This is a genomic window from Jatrophihabitans fulvus (genome assembly GCF_054781375.1).
Window position 1 is genome coordinate 262,359 of record NZ_BAAGUN010000006.1, and the last position, 16,454, is coordinate 278,812.

18 protein-coding genes are annotated in these 16,454 nt (G+C 70.7%); 2 read left to right on the forward strand and 16 right to left on the reverse strand.

What is annotated here, in order from left to right; translation table 11 throughout:
- Positions 1-19: 19 nt before the first annotated feature.
- From ACYVP9_RS19145 to ACYVP9_RS19180, 8 genes are all read right to left on the reverse strand, one after another.
- The gene (locus ACYVP9_RS19145) at positions 20-1,093 is read right to left on the reverse strand and encodes a phosphotransferase family protein (RefSeq protein WP_460606536.1); all 1,074 of its coding nucleotides are present in this window, start codon (positions 1,091-1,093) and stop codon (positions 20-22) included.
- Positions 1,090-2,385, reverse strand: a complete 1,296-nt coding sequence (locus ACYVP9_RS19150; RefSeq protein ID WP_460606537.1) for an acyl-CoA dehydrogenase family protein — start codon at positions 2,383-2,385, stop codon at positions 1,090-1,092. Before ACYVP9_RS19150 ends, ACYVP9_RS19145 begins: the two co-directional genes overlap by 4 nt.
- Before the next feature lie 34 nt (positions 2,386-2,419).
- A complete protein-coding gene (locus ACYVP9_RS19155; RefSeq protein ID WP_460606619.1) occupies positions 2,420-3,178 on the reverse strand; it encodes an SDR family NAD(P)-dependent oxidoreductase in 759 nt (252 codons plus the stop codon).
- An 87-nt stretch (positions 3,179-3,265) separates the two neighbouring features.
- Positions 3,266-4,135 (reverse strand): LLM class oxidoreductase, encoded by an 870-nt coding sequence (locus tag ACYVP9_RS19160; protein WP_460606538.1) that lies wholly within the window; start codon positions 4,133-4,135, stop codon positions 3,266-3,268.
- 7 nt (positions 4,136-4,142) lie between these two features.
- The gene (locus tag ACYVP9_RS19165) at positions 4,143-4,436 is read right to left on the reverse strand and encodes a cytochrome P450 family protein (protein ID WP_460606539.1); all 294 of its coding nucleotides are present in this window, start codon (positions 4,434-4,436) and stop codon (positions 4,143-4,145) included.
- Entirely contained in the window at positions 4,433-5,362 is a 930-nt protein-coding gene (locus tag ACYVP9_RS19170; protein ID WP_460606540.1) for a cytochrome P450 family protein, read from the reverse strand. The genes ACYVP9_RS19165 and ACYVP9_RS19170 overlap by 4 nt, the downstream gene beginning before the upstream one ends.
- 25 nt (positions 5,363-5,387) lie before the next feature.
- Positions 5,388-6,215 carry a mycofactocin-coupled SDR family oxidoreductase gene (locus tag ACYVP9_RS19175; RefSeq protein WP_460606541.1) on the reverse strand — a complete coding sequence of 276 codons (828 nt, stop codon included), beginning with the start codon at positions 6,213-6,215 and terminating at the stop codon, positions 5,388-5,390.
- Positions 6,216-6,218: 3 nt separating this feature from the next.
- Entirely contained in the window at positions 6,219-6,416 is a 198-nt protein-coding gene (locus ACYVP9_RS19180) for a ferredoxin (protein WP_460606542.1), read from the reverse strand.
- Between the two features lie 141 nt (positions 6,417-6,557).
- On the opposite strand from ACYVP9_RS19180, the gene ACYVP9_RS19185 reads away from it, so the two are divergent.
- A complete protein-coding gene (locus tag ACYVP9_RS19185) occupies positions 6,558-7,760 on the forward strand; it encodes a cytochrome P450 (protein ID WP_460606543.1) in 1,203 nt (400 codons plus the stop codon).
- A 15-nt stretch (positions 7,761-7,775) separates the two neighbouring features.
- Here ACYVP9_RS19185 and ACYVP9_RS19190 read toward each other — a convergent pair whose 3' ends face one another.
- A complete protein-coding gene (locus ACYVP9_RS19190; protein WP_460606544.1) occupies positions 7,776-8,783 on the reverse strand; it encodes an NADPH:quinone oxidoreductase family protein in 1,008 nt (335 codons plus the stop codon).
- An 82-nt stretch (positions 8,784-8,865) separates the two neighbouring features.
- On the opposite strand from ACYVP9_RS19190, the gene ACYVP9_RS19195 reads away from it, so the two are divergent.
- Entirely contained in the window at positions 8,866-9,837 is a 972-nt protein-coding gene (locus ACYVP9_RS19195) for an NAD(P)H-dependent flavin oxidoreductase (RefSeq protein ID WP_460606545.1), read from the forward strand.
- A gap of 45 nt (positions 9,838-9,882) precedes the next feature.
- Here the strand turns inward: ACYVP9_RS19195 and ACYVP9_RS19200 are convergent, their stop codons facing one another.
- From ACYVP9_RS19200 to ACYVP9_RS19230, 7 genes are read right to left on the reverse strand one after another with little or no spacing between them, the layout of a single operon-like run.
- Positions 9,883-10,737, reverse strand: a complete 855-nt coding sequence (locus ACYVP9_RS19200) for an alpha/beta fold hydrolase (RefSeq protein ID WP_460606546.1) — start codon at positions 10,735-10,737, stop codon at positions 9,883-9,885.
- Positions 10,738-10,748: 11 nt separating this feature from the next.
- Positions 10,749-11,927 carry an acyl-CoA dehydrogenase family protein gene (locus ACYVP9_RS19205; protein WP_460606547.1) on the reverse strand — a complete coding sequence of 393 codons (1,179 nt, stop codon included), beginning with the start codon at positions 11,925-11,927 and terminating at the stop codon, positions 10,749-10,751.
- On the reverse strand, positions 11,924-13,045 hold the full coding sequence (locus ACYVP9_RS19210; RefSeq protein WP_460606548.1) for an acyl-CoA dehydrogenase family protein: 1,122 nt from the start codon (positions 13,043-13,045) through the stop codon (positions 11,924-11,926). The genes ACYVP9_RS19205 and ACYVP9_RS19210 overlap by 4 nt, the downstream gene beginning before the upstream one ends.
- A 57-nt stretch (positions 13,046-13,102) precedes the next feature.
- On the reverse strand, positions 13,103-14,002 hold the full coding sequence (locus tag ACYVP9_RS19215; RefSeq protein ID WP_460606549.1) for a DUF6282 family protein: 900 nt from the start codon (positions 14,000-14,002) through the stop codon (positions 13,103-13,105).
- Complete coding sequence (locus tag ACYVP9_RS19220) at positions 13,987-14,760, reverse strand: enoyl-CoA hydratase/isomerase family protein (RefSeq protein WP_460606550.1); 774 nt, start codon at positions 14,758-14,760, stop codon at positions 13,987-13,989. Before ACYVP9_RS19220 ends, ACYVP9_RS19215 begins: the two co-directional genes overlap by 16 nt.
- The gene (locus ACYVP9_RS19225; protein ID WP_460606551.1) at positions 14,760-15,530 is read right to left on the reverse strand and encodes an enoyl-CoA hydratase/isomerase family protein; all 771 of its coding nucleotides are present in this window, start codon (positions 15,528-15,530) and stop codon (positions 14,760-14,762) included. The genes ACYVP9_RS19220 and ACYVP9_RS19225 overlap by 1 nt, the downstream gene beginning before the upstream one ends.
- Positions 15,527-16,441, reverse strand: coding sequence for an aldo/keto reductase (locus ACYVP9_RS19230; protein WP_460606552.1), 915 nt, complete (start codon positions 16,439-16,441; stop codon positions 15,527-15,529). The genes ACYVP9_RS19225 and ACYVP9_RS19230 overlap by 4 nt, the downstream gene beginning before the upstream one ends.
- Between the last annotated feature and the right edge of the window lie 13 nt (positions 16,442-16,454).

Consider the following 16,454-nt stretch of genomic DNA (forward strand, 5'->3'; position numbering starts at 1 on the left):
GACCAATCAGAACATTGAGTCAGCTGATTAGGTGCCGGCCTTCGTAATCGGTGCTCTCGGCGAGTTCGGCCGCGGCCGCCATCAGCGAGTCCACGGTGCGTCCGAACGACAGCAGGAGTTCGTTGTCACCCGCGTTCTGGAAACCCTGTTCCAGCACGACCCCGAGCTTCCATCGCGCCAGGACGAGGTAGTAGTCGAAGTCGTCGACCTGCCGTCCCGACACGTCCGCGTAGGCGGTGACGAGCTCGTCGCGCGACGGCACCGCCGACAGGTCCATGTAGTCGGTGCTGTCCGAGGTCGCGCCACCGCCCGGCCAGTCGCGCAGGCACCAGGCCAGGTCGAGTTTGGGATCGCCGATCGTCGTCATCTCCCAGTCGACGATCGCGGCCAGCCGTCCAGGTGTGCCGTGCTCGAACATGACGTTGGCGAACTGGTAGTCGCCGTGCATGATGCCGGGCACGAAGTCGATCGGACGGTGCTCACGCAACCAGGCGGTGGCGACCTCCATGCCCGGAACGCCGGTGCGACCACCGCAGTTCTCCCAGAACCGCAGCCACCGGTCGACCTGCCTGTCGTGGAAGCCCTCCGGGCGGCCGAACTCTGCGAGGCCGGCCGCGCGCCAGTCGACCCTGCCGAGCCGGGCGGCGCCGTCGACCAGGGCCCGGGCGAGCTCGCCGCGCGCGTCCGCGTCCGTGTCGAACGGAGCCGCCCACCCGCCGAGGTCACCGTGTGCCATGGGCGACCAGCCGTCGACGTACCCCATCACGTAGAACGGTCGCCCGAGGACCGATGGATCCGCGCAGTGGGCCACCGCCGACGCGTGCGGCACGTCCGTACCGGTCAGCGCATCGAGGATCTGCCACTCCCGCAGGATCCCGTTGTCGCGGGCGGCGACGGCGTTCTGCGGCGGCTTGCGCAGCGCCCAGCGCTGGTCCCCGCGCGTGATCGCGAAGATCTCGTTCTGACTGCCCCCCGAGATGTAGTCGACCCCGACGGGCGTCCCTGCGTCGGGCAGCTCCAGCGTGTCCAGCCACCTCTGCAACGCATCGACGTCCAGGGTCGGGACAGCGTCGTGGCCGTCCTCGTCCGTCACGTCTGCACCAGCGCCTGCTGCTCGTTGAGCCAGTGCTCGGCGGCCCGCAGCCGGTCGGGCAGGTACTCCCGCGGCCACAGGCCCTCGTACGGCTCGTAGCCGCGCAGCACCTGCTTGGCGACCGTCACCTGGTGCACCTCGGTGGGTCCGTCCGCGAGCGCCAGGGTCATCCCGTGACCGTGGAAGTAGAGGAACGGCATCTCGTGCGACGCCCCGAGGGCGCCGTGGATCTGGATGGCCCGGCGCGCCACGCCCTCGAGGACCCTGGGCGTCATCACCTTGATGGCGGCGATGTCCTTGCGCACCCGCTTGTAGTCGTTGTACCTGTCGATCTGCCAGGCCGTGTAGAGCACGAGCAACCGGAACTGCTGGATGTCGATGTACGACTCGGCGATCATCTGCTGGACGAGCTGCTTCTCCGACAGCCGCTCCCCCTTGGTCGATCGGGACAACGCGCGTTCGGCCATGGCGTCGAGGCACCGCTGCGCCCCGCCGATGGAGCGCATCGCATGGTGCACCCGTCCTCCGCCGAGGCGTGTCTGAGCGACCACGAAGGCCTGGCCCCGGCCGCCCAGGATCGCGCTCGCCGGCACCCGCACGTCGTTGTAACTGATGAGCGCCTCCGAGCCGTCTCCGGCCGGCTCGGTCACGTGCGAAAGGTTGCGTTCGATGACGACGCCGGGCGCGTCCGCCTCGACCATGAACATCGTCATCCGCTCGAGCAACGGCTTCTCGGGATCCGTGACCGCCATGACGATGAGGAACGATGCCCAGCGGGCGTTGGAGGAGTAGAACTTCTGACCGGTGATCACCCAGTCGTCGCCGTCCTGCACCGCTGTCGTCTCGAAGACGTCCGGGTCGGCGCCACCCTGCGGTTCGGTCATCGAATAGCACGAGACGATGTCGCCCTCGAGCAGCGGTGCGAGGTACCGCTCCTTCTGGTCGGGCGTGCCGAAGTGCGCGATGATCTCGGCGTTGCCGGTGTCAGGGGCCTGCGTGCCGAACACCCGGGGGGCCCAGACGGACGTCCCGAGTATCTCGTTGAGCAGCGCGAGCTTCAGCTGCCCGAAGCCCTGCCCGCCGAGCTCGACACCGAGGTGGCACGCCCACAACCCCTTGTCCCGGACCTGCTGCTTGAGGTGGTCGACGACCGCCTTGCGTTCCGGGTCCAGGGGCGCGTAGTTCTCGTGCGGCCACAGCACGTCGAGCGGGTACACGTTCGTCCTGACGAACTCCCGGGTCCAGTCGAGCAACTCCTGGAAATCCGGGTCGACGCTGAAATCGAATCCCATGACGGGTCCTCTCGTGTCGGTGCCGCGGGGACGGTTACGGGATCCCGCCGTCGACGCGGATGTACGAACTGCTGATGTAGCTGCCCGCGTCCGACGCGAGCAGCAGCGCGGCGCCGACGATCTCGTGCGGCTCGCCGATGCGCTTGAGCGCGTACCCGTCGGCCAGCGCGTCGGCCTGTGTCGCGTCCCAGGCCTTGGAGATGTCGGTGCGGGTCATCCCGGGCATCAGGGTGTTCACCCGCACCTCGGGTCCGAGCACCTGCGCCATGCCCTCGGTCATGATGTTCAGCGCAGCCTTCGCCCCCGAATACGGGATCGCGTTCACGGCGGCGCGCAGTGACCCGGTCGAGCTGACGTTGATGACGGCGCCCTTGCCGGCCGCCTTCATCCGCTCGCCGAACAGGGACGCCAGCCGGAACGGACCCTTGAAGTTCAGGCCGACGACCTTGTCGAACATCTCCTCGGTGACGTCGGTCAGCCGGTCGTAGAGGATCGACATCCCGGCGTTGTTGACGAGGACGTCGCAGCGTCCGAACTCGGCGTACACCGCGTCGGCGAACGGCTCGGCCTCGTCCCAGTGCGCGGCATGCAACTGGTAGGGCATCGCGCGACGACCGGTCGTGGCCTCGATGTCGCTCGCCACCGAGACACAGTTGTCCAGCTTGCGCGACGCGACGACGACGTCGGCGCCGTTGGCTGCGAACGCGCGCACCATCTGCTCGCCGATGCCCCGGCTGCCGCCGGTCACCGCGACGACCTTGCCGGTCATGTCGAAGACGTCGTCGGCGCGCATCACGAGCCGAGTGAACGACGGATGCGAGCTGCGAACAAGACTTAAAACCTACGCATCTTTCCGGCACGCGCAGCGGCGACGGGCACGTCAGAACAACCTCGCGGCGAAGGCGTCCATGCTCGCCAACTTGCCGCTGAGGGATTCGGGATCCTCGGTCGGCACGATGGTCCACGGTGCGGAGATGAGGTCGGTGACACCCTGCTCCTCCACCTGCGCGACGACGTCGCGCTCGTGGGCGCGCTTGCTCACCGAGATCATCACGTCGAAGGGTTCGTCGAGGCGACCGGCGTCAGCTCGGTGTGCGTCGATCTCGGACAGGATGGCCTCGAGTTCACCGGGTGCGAAGCGCGTCGCGCCGAGCCACCCGTCGCACCGCCGGCCGGTGCGTCGCAGCGCGGCCGACGAGTGCCCGGACCCGATCAGCGGCACCCGCGCCGCGGGGGTGGGCCGCAGCGACACGTCCTCGAGACGGTAGAACTCGCCCTCGTAGCTCACCTTCTCACCCGACCAGAGAAGCTGCATCACATCGAGCATCTCGTCGACGCGCCGGCCCCGCCGCGCGAACTGCTGGCCGACCAGCTCGAACTCCTCGCGCATCCAGCCGACCCCGAAGGCGAGCACGGTGCGCCCGCCGGCGATCGCCGACGTGGTCGCGATGGCCTTGGCCGTGTTGACGGGGTCGCGCAACGGCAGGACGAAGACGTGGTGACCGACCTTCAGCCTGGTCGTGACGGCTGCCATGGAGGCGGCGGTCACCCACGGGTCCGGCCACGGCGTGTCCTCCGGCCACCAGACCTGGCCGGTGTCGTTGTACGGATACCGCGAGCTGATCTCGCCGCCCCACCACACCGAGTGGTCCGGACCCATGACTCCCTCGAAGCCGAGGTGTTCGGCGTGTCGGGCGAGCGCGAGCAACTGGTCGGCCGGGCACGCGATGTACGAGAGCCAGTAGCGCAACGGCGGGTCAGTCCCAGGACAGCGGCAGGTAGTCGAGACCGGCGACGCCGCCGCCGGAGTGCTCGATCGGCTGCTCCCCCTCGGTCAGGCGGTAGTGGGGGATCCGCTGATGCCACTGCTCGACCGCAACGACGAGTTCCCGTCGCGCGAGATGGGACCCGAGGCACCGGTGCGGCCCGGCACCGAAGGCCAGGTTCCCGAACACCTTGCGGTCGATGTCGATCTCCGTGGCCCGATCGATGGCGTCGTCGTCGAAGCCGGCGAACGCGAGCGGCATCGCGACCATGTCCCCGGCCTTCATCGGACACCCGTGGAAATCGACGTCAGGGTCACCTTCCGGCCGACGCGCACGATGGAGTAGTAGCGCAACAGTTCTTCGACCGCGTTCGGGATCCTGCCCGGGTCGTCGACGATGGCCTGCCGATCGGCGTCGTGGGTGGCCAGATGCCGGAAGATGTAGGACAACTGCGACGTGACGGTGTCGAGGCCGGCCATGAAGAGCAGCAGCAGGCACGAGATCAGGTCGTCGTCGCCGATGGTCTCGCCGTCGATCTTCCAGTCGATCGCGGCGCTGATGATGTCGTCGGCGCGACGTGACGGGTCGGCCCGGCGCTGCTCGATCAGTTCTCTGAACATGGCCGTGACCTCGGCCATCGCCGTGCCCATCTTCGACGCGTCCGGATCCTTCTCGGGAGAGAAGTGGACGATGTGCTCCTCCCACTCCAGGAATTCCGGCAACCGGTCGACCGGCAGGCCGATGATGCGCAGGAAGATGGCGGTCGGGAACTTGGCCGCGAATTCCGCCACGAAGTCGCAGCTGCCCTTCGCGACGATGTCGCCGATCAGGCCGATCGACAGGTCGCGCACCGGCTCCTCGAGCGAGGCGGTGCGTCCGGGTGAGAACCAACTGCCGAGCAGCTTGCGCCACTTCGTGTGCACCGGCGGATCGATCATGATCGGGATCCACTTGTAGTCCGGGTTCGGGAAGATGGGGATCGTCGCGGACGACGAGAAGACGTCCGGCTGTTGCAGGGCCTCGACGATGTACTCGCTCTTGGCCAGGACCCAGTAGCCCTGGGCTTCGTCGCTCCGGAAGACCGGACCGGTGCGCCGTGCCCGCTGCAGCTGGTCGAAGTAGTCCTCTCCCGGATGCACCGTGGGCGCGTACTCGAAGTGGATGACAGGGCAGGTGCCCCCGGTCGTCGGGGTGGGGTCGGTTGCGGTCATGGTGACGTCCTCTGCTGTGACGGTGTCAGCTTGCGTAGGTGATGCCGGCGTCGACGGGGAGCTGCACTCCCGTGACGTAGCGCCCGTCGTCCGAGACGAGGTAGAGGACGGCACGGCTGATGTCGATGGGCTCGATCATCTGGACAGGCAACGTGTTGACGAACGCCGCCGCGGTCCGGGGGTTGCTCTCGATGTACGCCCCGAAGAACTCGTTGGCCACCATCGGCGTGTTGACGCCGGTCGGGTGGACGGTGTTGACCCGGATGCCGTGCTCGCCCAGCGACGCGGCGTACGCGCGCATCAGCCCGATGACCCCGAACTTGGCAGCGACGTACGAGTCGAATCCCCCGGAGAAGTCCGTGAACATCGGACGGATCCCTGACACCGAACTGGTGATGACGATCGCGCCGCCGCGACCGCCCTCGACGAGCGCGGGCACCGTGGCCTGCAGCGTGTGCCACGTGCCGGTGAGCATCACGTCGACGCCGTCGTGCCACGCCTGCACCGACCGGTCGTGCGGGGGCATGGACTGCGTCATGACACCGGCGTTCGCCAGCACGATGTCGAGGCGGCCGAACTGCGCCATCGCGTCAGCGACCACCTGTCTCATGCCAGCGAGGTCGCGGATGTCGAGTTCACGCGCCAGGCACCGGCGGTCCTCGTCCTCGACGAGCCGTACCGTCTCGCGCAGGTCCTCACTGGTGGCCATCGGGTAGTTGACCGTCTCGAGCTGCGAGCAGATGTCGACGGCCACGATGTCCGCGCCCTCGGCGGCGAGCAGTTGAGCGTGCGAGCGGCCCTGGCCGCGCGCCGCTCCGGTGATGAGGGCGACCTTGCCGTCGAGTTTGCCCACCCGTCAGTCCGCCAGCACCCGGAGTGCCTTCTCGGGACATGCGGCCACGCCGAAGCGGGCCTTCTCGGCCAGTTCGTCCGGGACGTCGACCTCGCCGTCCAGTGCCGTGTACCCGTCGTCGTCGATCGGGAACACCTCCGGCGCCGTGGCGTAGCAGCGGGCGTGGCCCGAGCATTTGGACTGTTCGACGAAGATCTTCACGTCAGACGCCTTCCCGTGTGCAATCCGCCAGATGTCTAACCTAGTCAGCTTCGACGTGGCAAGACTTCGTGGCGCTCTTGGCTAGACAGTGTTCTTAGGTAACCATGAGCGCACGTGATTCACCACACGCCGGGAGGCATCGTGACCGCCCTTCTCACCCCCGCACACGTTCCGGCCGAGCTCGTCCGCGACCTCGACGTGACGGCCGACGCGGATGTGCTGGCCGACCCCTGGGCCGCCCTGGACCGGCTGCGCGGCGACGGACCCGTCCTGTGGTCGCCCCGGTTGGGCGGGTACTGGGTGGTACTCGGGTCTGACGAAGTACGCGAGGCGTACCAGCGCGCCGACGTGTTCAGCAGCTACCCGACCGGCCTGCCGTCGATGGAGGGCTTCTGGCCACGCCGGCTCTCGCCGCAGGAACTGGACGGGCCGGCACACACCCGCGTGCGCCGGCTGCTGGCTCCGTTCTTCAACCCCGGCGCCATCCGGCCGCTGGCCGACGCGGTCCGCGAGCGGTGCGCCCGGCTGCTGGACGGGATCGACCCGGACGCCGGGTGCGACTTCGTCCGTGACATCGGCCGTCCGCTTCCCCAGGCGGTGTTCTCGGAACTGTTCGGCCTGCCGCTGGAGCAGGCCGACGTGTTCACGACCTGGACGAAGGACATCCTGCACTCCGACGACCCGCAGCTGAGTGCGCACACCGGCGGACTGCTGGTGACCTTCCTGATCGAGCTGATCGCGCAGCGCCGCGCCGACCCGAAGGCGGACATGATCAGCCGGCTCGTCGCGACCACTGTCGACGGTGAGCCCCTGAGCGACGAGGAGTGCCTCGACATCGCCTTCCTGTTGTTCATCGCCGGCGGCGACACCGTCACCAGCCAGCTCGGGACGTTCTTCCACCACCTGGCGACCCATCCCGAGGACCAGGCCCGGGCCCGGGAGAGCGCGGAGAGCCGCGCCAAGGCGCTCGACGAGCTGCTGCGGCTCTACAACATCGTCCCGCCGGTACGCAACGCGGTGACCGATCACGTGCTGGGCGGCGTCACGATCAAGGCGGGCGACCGTCTGTTGCTGTGCTCCAGCACGGCCAGCCGGGACGCCGGGACGTTCCCGGACGCGACGGAATTCCGGCTCGACCGGACCGTCAGCTGGACCGCCGCCTTCGGCCTGGGTCCGCACCGGTGTCTCGGCATGCACCTGGCCCGGCAGGAGCTGACGATCGTCCTGGAGCAGTTCCTCACCGTCCTGCCACCCTTCCGGCTGGCCCCCGACGCCGAGCCGCACTGGCACACCAGTGGCAACGTCTGGGGCGTCGACACCCTGCCGCTGGTGTTCGACCGCTAGCGCACCCGGGACGCCTCAGCTCCAGACGTCGACCACGACCCGACCGACCGACGTGCCGTTCGCGATGGCCCGGAGCCCCTGCGGGGCCTCGGCCATCGAGACCTGCGCGCCGACCAGCGGTGTGAGCAGACCCTGTCGGCACAGGGCGCCGATCTCGTCCATGGCCCGACGCACCCGCTCCGGTTCGCGTGCCACGTGGAGGCCCACGTTCACGCCGACGATGGACCAACTGCCCAGCAGCGGCCGGTTGAGTCGCGCGGTCTGGATGTCGCCGCCGGCGAAACCCACCACGAGGTAACGACCCCCGAACGCCATGTACCGCTGCGCCTGGTCGAACGCGGCCCCACCGACCGGGTCGAACACCACGTCGGCCCCCCGGCCGTCGGTGAGTTCCTTGACCCGCTCGACCACCGACCCGTCGCTCGCGTCCACGACGTGGTGGGCGCCGAGCCGGTGCACCGTCGCGGTCTTGGCGGGGCCGCGCACCACGGCCACGACGGTGGCACCCAGCGCGCGCCCGAGCTGCACCGCGGCCGAGCCCACGCCGCCGGCCGGTGCGGTCACCACGAGGACCTCCCCGCGCTGCAGCCGCGCCCGTTCGACCAGACCGAACCACGCGGTCGTGGACCCGGTCAGGACAGCGGCGGCCTCGGCGTCGGAGAGCTCGTCCGGTACCGGATGACAGTGACGGGCGTCGGCCAGTGCGAACTGTGCGAGGGCGCCCGTGCCGGATCTCGGATTCGCCGCCACCCGGCCGCCGAGCGCGACACCCGGCACTTCCGAGAGGTCACCGTCGACGACGTCGCCGCAGACCTCCGACCCGAGTACGAACGGCAGGTCGGGTTTGACCTGGTAGCGACCCTGGCAGAACAGCACGTCGGGAAAGCCCAGCGAGGCGGTCCGCACCCGCAGCAGCACCTGACCGGGGCCGGGTTGCGGTACCGGGAGGTCGCACAGCGCCAACGCCCGCTCCGGTTCCCCCAGCCGGGTCACCTGCCATGCCTTCATCGTCCCGTCCGCCATGGGCGCCCCTCACCGTCGTGACTGCACGCGGCCCCACGACGGGGACCCGATCCAAACAGCTAACTGAATATAGTGTCTGACCATGAGCCTCGACGGAGCGATACGCGACCGACTCGTACTTCCAGCGGTGTGCGCGCCGATGTACACGGTGAGCGGTCCGGAACTCGTCGCCGAGGCCTGCGCGAACGGCGTGATCGGTGCGCTGCCCTACAGCAACGCCGGCGACGACGCGACCTTCGCCTCCTGGCTCGCCGCGATCGACGACAGGCTCGCCGAGGTCGCGCAGCGCGATCCGGGCTGCCGCATCGGTCCCCTGGCGGTGAACCTGCGCATGCAGCTGCCCGCCGCCGTTCTCGACGCGAACCTCGAGCGGTGCCGACGCCACGGCGTCGGCATCGTCATCACCGCCGGCGGCGATCCCACCGACATGGCCGCCAGGGTGCACGACCACGGCATGCTCATCTGGCACGACGTCACGTCCCTGCGTTTCGCCGAGAAGGCCGTGGCCGCCGGAGTGGACGGGATGACCTGCATCGGGTCCGGCGGCGGCGGCCACTCCGGGACGATCGGCCACCTGGTCCTCGTCCCCAGGATCCGCAGCATGTTCGACGGCACGCTCACGATGGCCGGGTCGATCTCGACCGGTGCCGCGATCCGCGCGGCCGAGGTGCTCGGCGCCGACCTCGCCTACATGGGAACCAGGTTCATCGCCACGACCGAGTCCCGGGCGTCGGAGCAGTACAAGCAGCTCGTCGTGCGCACCAGCTCCGCGGACCTGCGCTTCACTCCCGAGATCGCCGGCGTGGCAGCCAACTGGATGGTCGAGTCCATGCGCCTGGCCGGCCTCGATCCGGACAACCTGCCGCAGCCCGAGGGCCACGGCTACCGGCACCTCCCCCGCGAGGCCCGGCCGTGGAAGACGGTCTGGTCGGCGGGCCAGGGCGTCGATCTCATCGACGACGTCCCCAGCGTGGCAGAACTCGTCCGTCGCCTCCGTGAGGAGTACGTGGCCGCGTGCCGCGTGCCGGACATGACCGAGGCTGCGGCCCTGTGACGGGAGCCGCGGTCGTCCGTGAGCGGGCCCGGACGTCCGCGGGGCTCAGAGCTGCGCGAGGAACCCGCCGACCGCGTCGGCGAAGATGTCGTTGTCGTCACCGGCGACCATGTGCCCGGCCCCACCGACGTCGACGAACGTCGCGTGCGGCACCAGTTCGAGGAAGTGGCCGGCGCCCTCGGCGCTGAGGACATCGGACCGCGCTCCACGCACGAGCAGGGTCGGCAGCGTCAACCGCTCCGCCGCGGCGCTGAACCGGCTCGCGGCGACCTGGCGGGTCTCCGCGTCGCGTGGCTCCCGCAGCAGCATGGCGGGATCCCAGTGCCAGTACCAACGGCCGTCCGCGCGCAGGCGCACGTTCTTGCGCAGACCGTCGAGGTTGGTCGGTCGTGGCCGGTGCGGGTTGTACGCGGCGACGGCGTCGGCGACCTCGTCCAGGTCGGCGAAGCCGCTGTCGGCGTGCTTGCGCATGAATTCGCCGATGCGGCGCGTGCCCGCGACCTCGATCCGGGGCGCGACGTCGACCAGCACGAGCGCCCGCGCCGTCACGTGCTCCTCGCCCACCGCCAGGAGCGACACCAGACCACCGAGCGAGGCGCCGACGAGCACCGGGTCGGGGAACCGGGTGCAGCAGGCGGCGAGGTCGCCGATGTGCGCGTCCATCGAGTAATCGGCCCGAGCCGACCAGGAACTGTCGCCGTGGCCGCGCAGGTCGAACGAGATCGTCTGCCACCCCGCGCCCGCCAGGATGCGGCCGGTGCCCTTCCACGAGTGGCGCGTCTGACCGCCGCCGTGGAACAGCAGGATGGTGCCGGACGGCTCCGTCCCTCCGGCGGGCCGGTACCCGTCGCCGACGAGTTCGACATCCCCGTTGCGCACGGTGACCGCGAACTGCTGCATCGCCGCGTCCCTCACTGCGGCCCCGCGCCAGCCCGCGGCAGACCGAGGATGCGTTCGGCGATCGTGTTGCGCTGGATCTCCGCCGTACCGGTACCGATCGTGGCGGCCCGACTGCGGAGGTAGTTCGCGACCCACCGGCCACCCTGGACGGCGCCGGACCCACGGCCGGTCACCAGGGCGTCGGGACCGAGCAGTTCGATGACCGTCTCGTAGAAGTCCTGTTCGAGCAGCGACTGGTAGAGCCGCGAGGTCGAGGACGCGCCCCCGGGCTCTCCCGTGCGGCGGATCTGCTCGACGGTGCGCATGGCCGCCAGCTGCATGATCCGGAACCGGATCTCGAGGCCCGCCACGCGATCCCGGGCGACGTCGTCGTCGAGCGCCCCCCGGTCCCGCAACAGCACGACGGCCTCGTCGAACACCCGGCGGAAGAGAGCCGCCTGGCTCAGTGCTCGGGTGGCGCGCTCGTGCCCGAGACTGGTGCGGGCGATGGACCACCCCTCGTTCTCGGCGCCGATCCGGTTCGCCACGGGCACCCGGACCTCATCGAAGAAGATCTCGCAGAAGTGCGACCCCCCGGCCATGTCCTTGATCGGGCGCACGGTCACGCCGGGCGAGGCGAGCGGGAGGAGCAGGTAGGTGATGCCCGCCGACCGGGCTTCTCGCGCGCCGGTGCGCACCAACGCGAACAACCAGTCGGCCACGTCGGCGTTGCTGCTCCAGACCTTCTGCCCGCTGACGACGTACTCGTCTCCCTCGCGGCGGGCGGCGGTCCGCAGCGACGGCAGATCCGAGCCCGCACCGGGCTCCGAAAAACCCTGCGCCCACACCGTGTCCGCGCGCAGCATCGGCGCCAGGAACCGGTCCCGTTGCTCCGGGGTGCCGTGGCGGACGACGGTCGGGCCGGCGATGCTCGGCCCGTTGCCCGGGTGGGCGGGCACGCGGGCGCGCGCGATCTCCGAGTAGTAGGCGATCTGACGGTCGAGATCGAGGTCCATGCCGCCGTACTCGGCGGGCCAGGCCGGCCCGGCGAGCCCGGCGTCGAACAGCCGGCGCGCCCACGCGCGCTGCCATTCGATGCGCTCCCGCCGACCCGTCGGCGCCCGTCCGGGGTGATTGTCCGCGAGCCAGCCGCGCAGCCGGTCGCGGAACTCGGCGACCGTGCCGCCGGTCGTGTCGACGGTCGTGGTCACCGCGGTCCGATCCCCATCGCGTCGGCGACGACACGGCGGTGTTCGCGGGGGGTGCCGTAGAGCAACTGGTCGGCATGCGCCCGGCGCAGGTGGAGGTGGGCGTCGTGCTCCCAGGTGTAGCCGATGCCGCCGTGCATCTGGATGTTCTCCTGCGCGCTGCGCACGTAGGTCTCCGCGCACCAGGCGGCCGCACCGGCCGCCGTCGCGTGGAGGTCCGCCGGGGCGTCCGCCGCGCCCGCCTGCAGTGCCGCCGCGACCCGGTCGCCGGCGTCGTCGGCGACGGCCCGCGCGGCGTCGAGGGCGGTGAGCACGTCCGCGCACCGGTGCTGGAGGGCCTGGAACGTGCCGATCAGGACCCCGAACTGATCGCGCGTGGTGAGGTACCGCACCGCATCGTCGAGACAGCGCGCGGCCCCACCCACCTGCTCGTGCGCCACGGCAGCGAGCTGGGCGGCGATGGCGACGTCGAGCGCGGGCCACCGCCCGGTGGCCGGTCCCCGCGCGAGCAGGCGCGCCGGCGTCCCGGCGAACCCGACGGCCGCGAGCGGACGCAGCACGTCGAGCGCCTCGAGGCGGGTGACCGTGACACCAGGTGCATCGGCCGGGACGGCGAGGAGCACCTCTCCGGAGCTCGTGACGGCGCGGACGACGAACAGCCGCGCCGCGGGCCCGTCGGCGACGTGGGCGGCGGTGCCGTCGAGCACCCAGCCGTCGTCGCCGTCCTCGGCGGTGCCGACCGGTCGCGTCAGCACCGCGGTGGCCGGCACGTCTCCGGATGCGAGTCCGGGCAGCAGGGCGGCCGCGGTCTCGGCGTCGGCGGTCGCCAGCACCGCGGCGGCCGCAACCGCGGTGGACAGCAGCGGCACGGGCGCGAGTGTCGCTCCGAACTCCTCCAGGACCACACCCAGCTCGCGGAAGGAGTAGCCCGCGCCGCCCAGGGCCTCGGGGATGCCGATGCCGGTCAGGTTCAGCTCGCGCGACAGCGTGTGCCACGCGCGCGGATCGTGGTCGCCGCCCGCCTCGACGGCACCGCGCACGGCAGCCTCGGGAAACGTACCGGCCAGGAAGTCCCGGACCGCGGCACGGAGCGCCTCGATCTCGCCGTCCGACGCCCGCATCGTGCCCTCCCGTCCGTCTACGCAATCAGTTTATACAGCTTACTGTTTCGGCCGTGATCACGGGTCCCGGCCGAGCAGCCGGGCCGGGTTGTCCCGCACGAACGTCGACAGCAGCGGCTCGCCGACCCCGTCGCCGTACAGCCGGTCCAGGAACGAGCGCAACCCCGGCGCCGGCCGTGGCGCGTCGGTCGTCCAGCCGTAGTCGGTGGCGAGCACGACCCGCCGCCGATCGAGGCGTCCGAGCGCCGCCAGCACGTGGCCGAACACAGCGGGGACCCCCATGCAGCTGTGCGCGGAGAACTCGATCGTGGCTCCCAGATCGGCCAGCGCTTCGCAGTCGGACACCGACAGCTGCGGACCGGCGAACCGCTGCATGGCATGCGTGACCAGCAGCCTGCCCTGCCTGCCGAACTCGCGGGCGACGGCGAAGTGCTCGTCGCGGGAGATGTGCCCGGTGGCGAGTACGGCGTCGTGCTCGCGCACCAGGCGCATGATCTGCAGCACCTCGGGCCGCAGCCTGCCGTCGGCGTCGATCGTCCGCAGCCCGGGACCACCGACGCGCGCAAGGAACGGATTGTCGTCGGCGGCCGAGATGGTGGGCAACCAGACGACGCGTGCGCCGGAGTTCAGGGCGGTCTCGGCGGCGACGGGATTCAACCCCCCGACCGGCGCGTCGAGACACACGCCGCCGATCACGTCGACGCCGGGCACCACGGCCCCGACCGCTCGGGCGAGAAGCCCGGTCGGGAACTCGTGGCCCTTGAGCACCACGGCCGCCATGCCGTGCGCGACGGCGTCCCGAGCCGCCTCGAAGGGATCCACGCTGTGCGTCGCGCCGACCGCGCGAGCGATCAACGGTTCGGGGCCGAAATGGCAGTGCAGGTCGATGGCGCCGTCGATCACCACGCCGGCCGGGACGGCAGGGTCCCCGCCTCCCCCGCTCAGCGGGTCCGCCACTGCGGGCGGACGTACGTCGCACGGTCCACCTGGGCCTGGCCCTTCGGATTGCCGAGTTGGGTGTAGAGCAAGCCCGTCGCCTGCGCCCCCGAGCGCGTCATGTCGAGCGACTCCCAGATGGCGCGTACGGTCCCCTGCGTCGCCACCGACGGTTTGGCGGCGACGACCGACGCGATCTCGGCGGCTCGGTCCCAGAGCCCGGCGTCGGGCACCACCTCGCCCACGAGCCCGATCTGCAACGCGCGCTCGGCCGACATCCGCTCGTCCAGGCCGAGGAGCGCCCACCGCAGCACCTCACCCAGCGGGATCCGGCGAGCCAGGCCGATGGGCTCGAGCGCGGAGGTCATGCCGTAGTTGACGTGCGGGTCGAAGAAGGTCGCCGACTCCCCGCAGATGATGATGTCGGCCTCGTTCAGCCAGTAGAACGCACCGCCGGCGCACATGCCGTTGACCGCGACCACGGTCGGCTTCCAGCATCGGTTCGCCTTCGGACCGAGGAACGTCCCGGGGTCCTCCCAGATCCACGCGTTCGCCGGCTTGTCGACGCCCTTGACCACATCGACACCCGTGCAGAACGCACGCTCGCCGGCGGCCCGGACGACGGCGACGTGGACGTCGTCGTCGGCGCGGATCCGGTGCCACGCGTCGGCGAACTCCTCGCACATCACCTGATTGAAGGCGTTCAGGCGTTCCGGCCGGTTCAGGGTGACCGTCGCGACGTGCCCGGCGACGTCGAACAGGATCGTGTCGTAGGTCATCAGCCCGTGCCGCCCTGCGGTGCGGAGGGGGCGGCCAGCCCGAAGCGGTCGCCCACGCGCTGCCGGAAGTCCGGTCCGACCCGGTTCGGTACCCGGTGGATCTCGTAGGACAACCCGTCGGCCAGCCGCATCCCGTCGGTCGCGAGCAGCAGCTTCTTGTGCTCGCGGTGGCTGAACCACGATCCGGCGGCGATGGCGCCGGCCAGCGCGTCGACCTCGCCGTCGAGGTCCGCGTCCGGGACGCAACGGTCCGCGAGGCCGATGTCCGCCGCTTCGCGGCCCGTGACCCGACGGCCGGTGAAGGTGATGTCGCGAGCCCGGTACGCGCCGACCCGACGGGGCAGACGCTGCGTCATCCCCCAGCCCGCGACGAGCGCGAACTCGGCGTGACTGTCGCAGAACACGGCCGACTCCGCGGCCACGATGAGGTCGGCCGCCAGCGCCAGTTCGAGCCCGCCGGTGAAGCACGCGCCGTGAACCGCCGCGACGACCGGTTGCGGCAGGACGGCCAACCTCTCCACCACGTCGGCCTGGAAGTGGCGTCTCGGCGGCCGCGTCGGACCCGAGATGTCCGCCCCGGCGGAGAAGCAGCGACCGGCACCGCGCAGCACCACGACGCCGGTCTCCTCGACCCCGGCCGCGAGGTCGTCGAGATGGCGCTCGAGGGCGGCGAAGGTGTCGACGTCGAGCGCGTTCCGCTTGTGCGGACGGTTCAACGTCAGGGTGGTCACGCCGCCGGCGTCCGCCCGCAGCACGGACGGGCCGTTCACCGGACGGCTCCGTCCCCGCGCAGCGCCGCCGCCGGAGCGCCGCCGCTCAACAGCGCGAAGTCGGCATCGCCGAGTTCGATCCACGCGGTGTCGATGTTGGCATCGAGGTGCTCGACGCTGGTCGTGCCGGGGATCGGCAGCATGATCGGCGACCGTCGCAGCAACCAGGCCAGCGCGATCTGCTGCACCGACGCGCGGTGCCGGCGGGCCACCTCGGCCAGACGCGCGGCGTGTGCCTCGTCGCGGACGATCGGATGCCACGGCAGGAAGGCGATACCCAGCTGCTCGCAGCGGTGCAGGACGCTCTCGAATTCGCGGTCCCCGGCGTTGTACCGGTTCTGGACGCAGACGATCGTCGCGATGCCGCGTGCGTCGTCGAGCTGCCCGGCCATCACGTTCGACAACCCGATGTGCCGGATCTTGCCCGCGTGCTGGAGCTCCACGAGGGCGCCGACACTGTCGAGGAACGGCACCGCGGGATCGGGGGTGTGCAACAGATAGACGTCGATGCAGTCGACCCCGAGACGTTCCAGGCTGCGGTCGCACTCGGCCGCGAGATCCGCCGGACGGGCCCGCGCCGGCAATCGGGTCTCCCCCGGTTCGAGGCGCCGGACCTCGTACCCGGCCTTGGTGGCCACCGTGACGTCGGACGCGTACGGACGCAGCGCGTCGGCGATGAGCCGCTCGGACCGACCCAGGCCGTAGATGTTCGCGGTGTCGATGAAGTCGATCCCGCGCTCGACCGCGTGCCGCACGAGGCGGACGGCGGCCTCGGGGTCGCGCGCACCCTCGGCATTGCGGGTCAGCGACAGAGTGAGCGAACCGAACCCGATGCGCTGCACGCGGCGGTCCCCGACCCGGACCGTGCCGGCCGGGGTCTCGCTCAGCCCCGACATCTCCGACATCTCCATGCCATGCCTCGCT

Coding starts and splice junctions, on each gene's coding strand:
- ACYVP9_RS19170 (WP_460606540.1), bottom strand. CDS start 5,362: ATGACCGCAACCGACCCCACCCCGACGACCGGGGGCACCTGCCCTGTC.
- ACYVP9_RS19230 (WP_460606552.1), bottom strand. CDS start 16,441: ATGGAGATGTCGGAGATGTCGGGGCTGAGCGAGACCCCGGCCGGCACG.
- ACYVP9_RS19220 (WP_460606550.1), bottom strand. CDS start 14,760: ATGACCTACGACACGATCCTGTTCGACGTCGCCGGGCACGTCGCGACG.
- ACYVP9_RS19210 (WP_460606548.1), bottom strand. CDS start 13,045: ATGCGGGCGTCGGACGGCGAGATCGAGGCGCTCCGTGCCGCGGTCCGG.
- ACYVP9_RS19200 (WP_460606546.1), bottom strand. CDS start 10,737: ATGCAGCAGTTCGCGGTCACCGTGCGCAACGGGGATGTCGAACTCGTC.
- ACYVP9_RS19195 (WP_460606545.1), top strand. CDS start 8,866: ATGAGCCTCGACGGAGCGATACGCGACCGACTCGTACTTCCAGCGGTG.
- ACYVP9_RS19155 (WP_460606619.1), bottom strand. CDS start 3,178: ATGCGCGCCGACGACGTCTTCGACATGACCGGCAAGGTCGTCGCGGTG.
- ACYVP9_RS19165 (WP_460606539.1), bottom strand. CDS start 4,436: ATGAAGGCCGGGGACATGGTCGCGATGCCGCTCGCGTTCGCCGGCTTC.
- ACYVP9_RS19190 (WP_460606544.1), bottom strand. CDS start 8,783: ATGGCGGACGGGACGATGAAGGCATGGCAGGTGACCCGGCTGGGGGAA.
- ACYVP9_RS19150 (WP_460606537.1), bottom strand. CDS start 2,385: ATGGGATTCGATTTCAGCGTCGACCCGGATTTCCAGGAGTTGCTCGAC.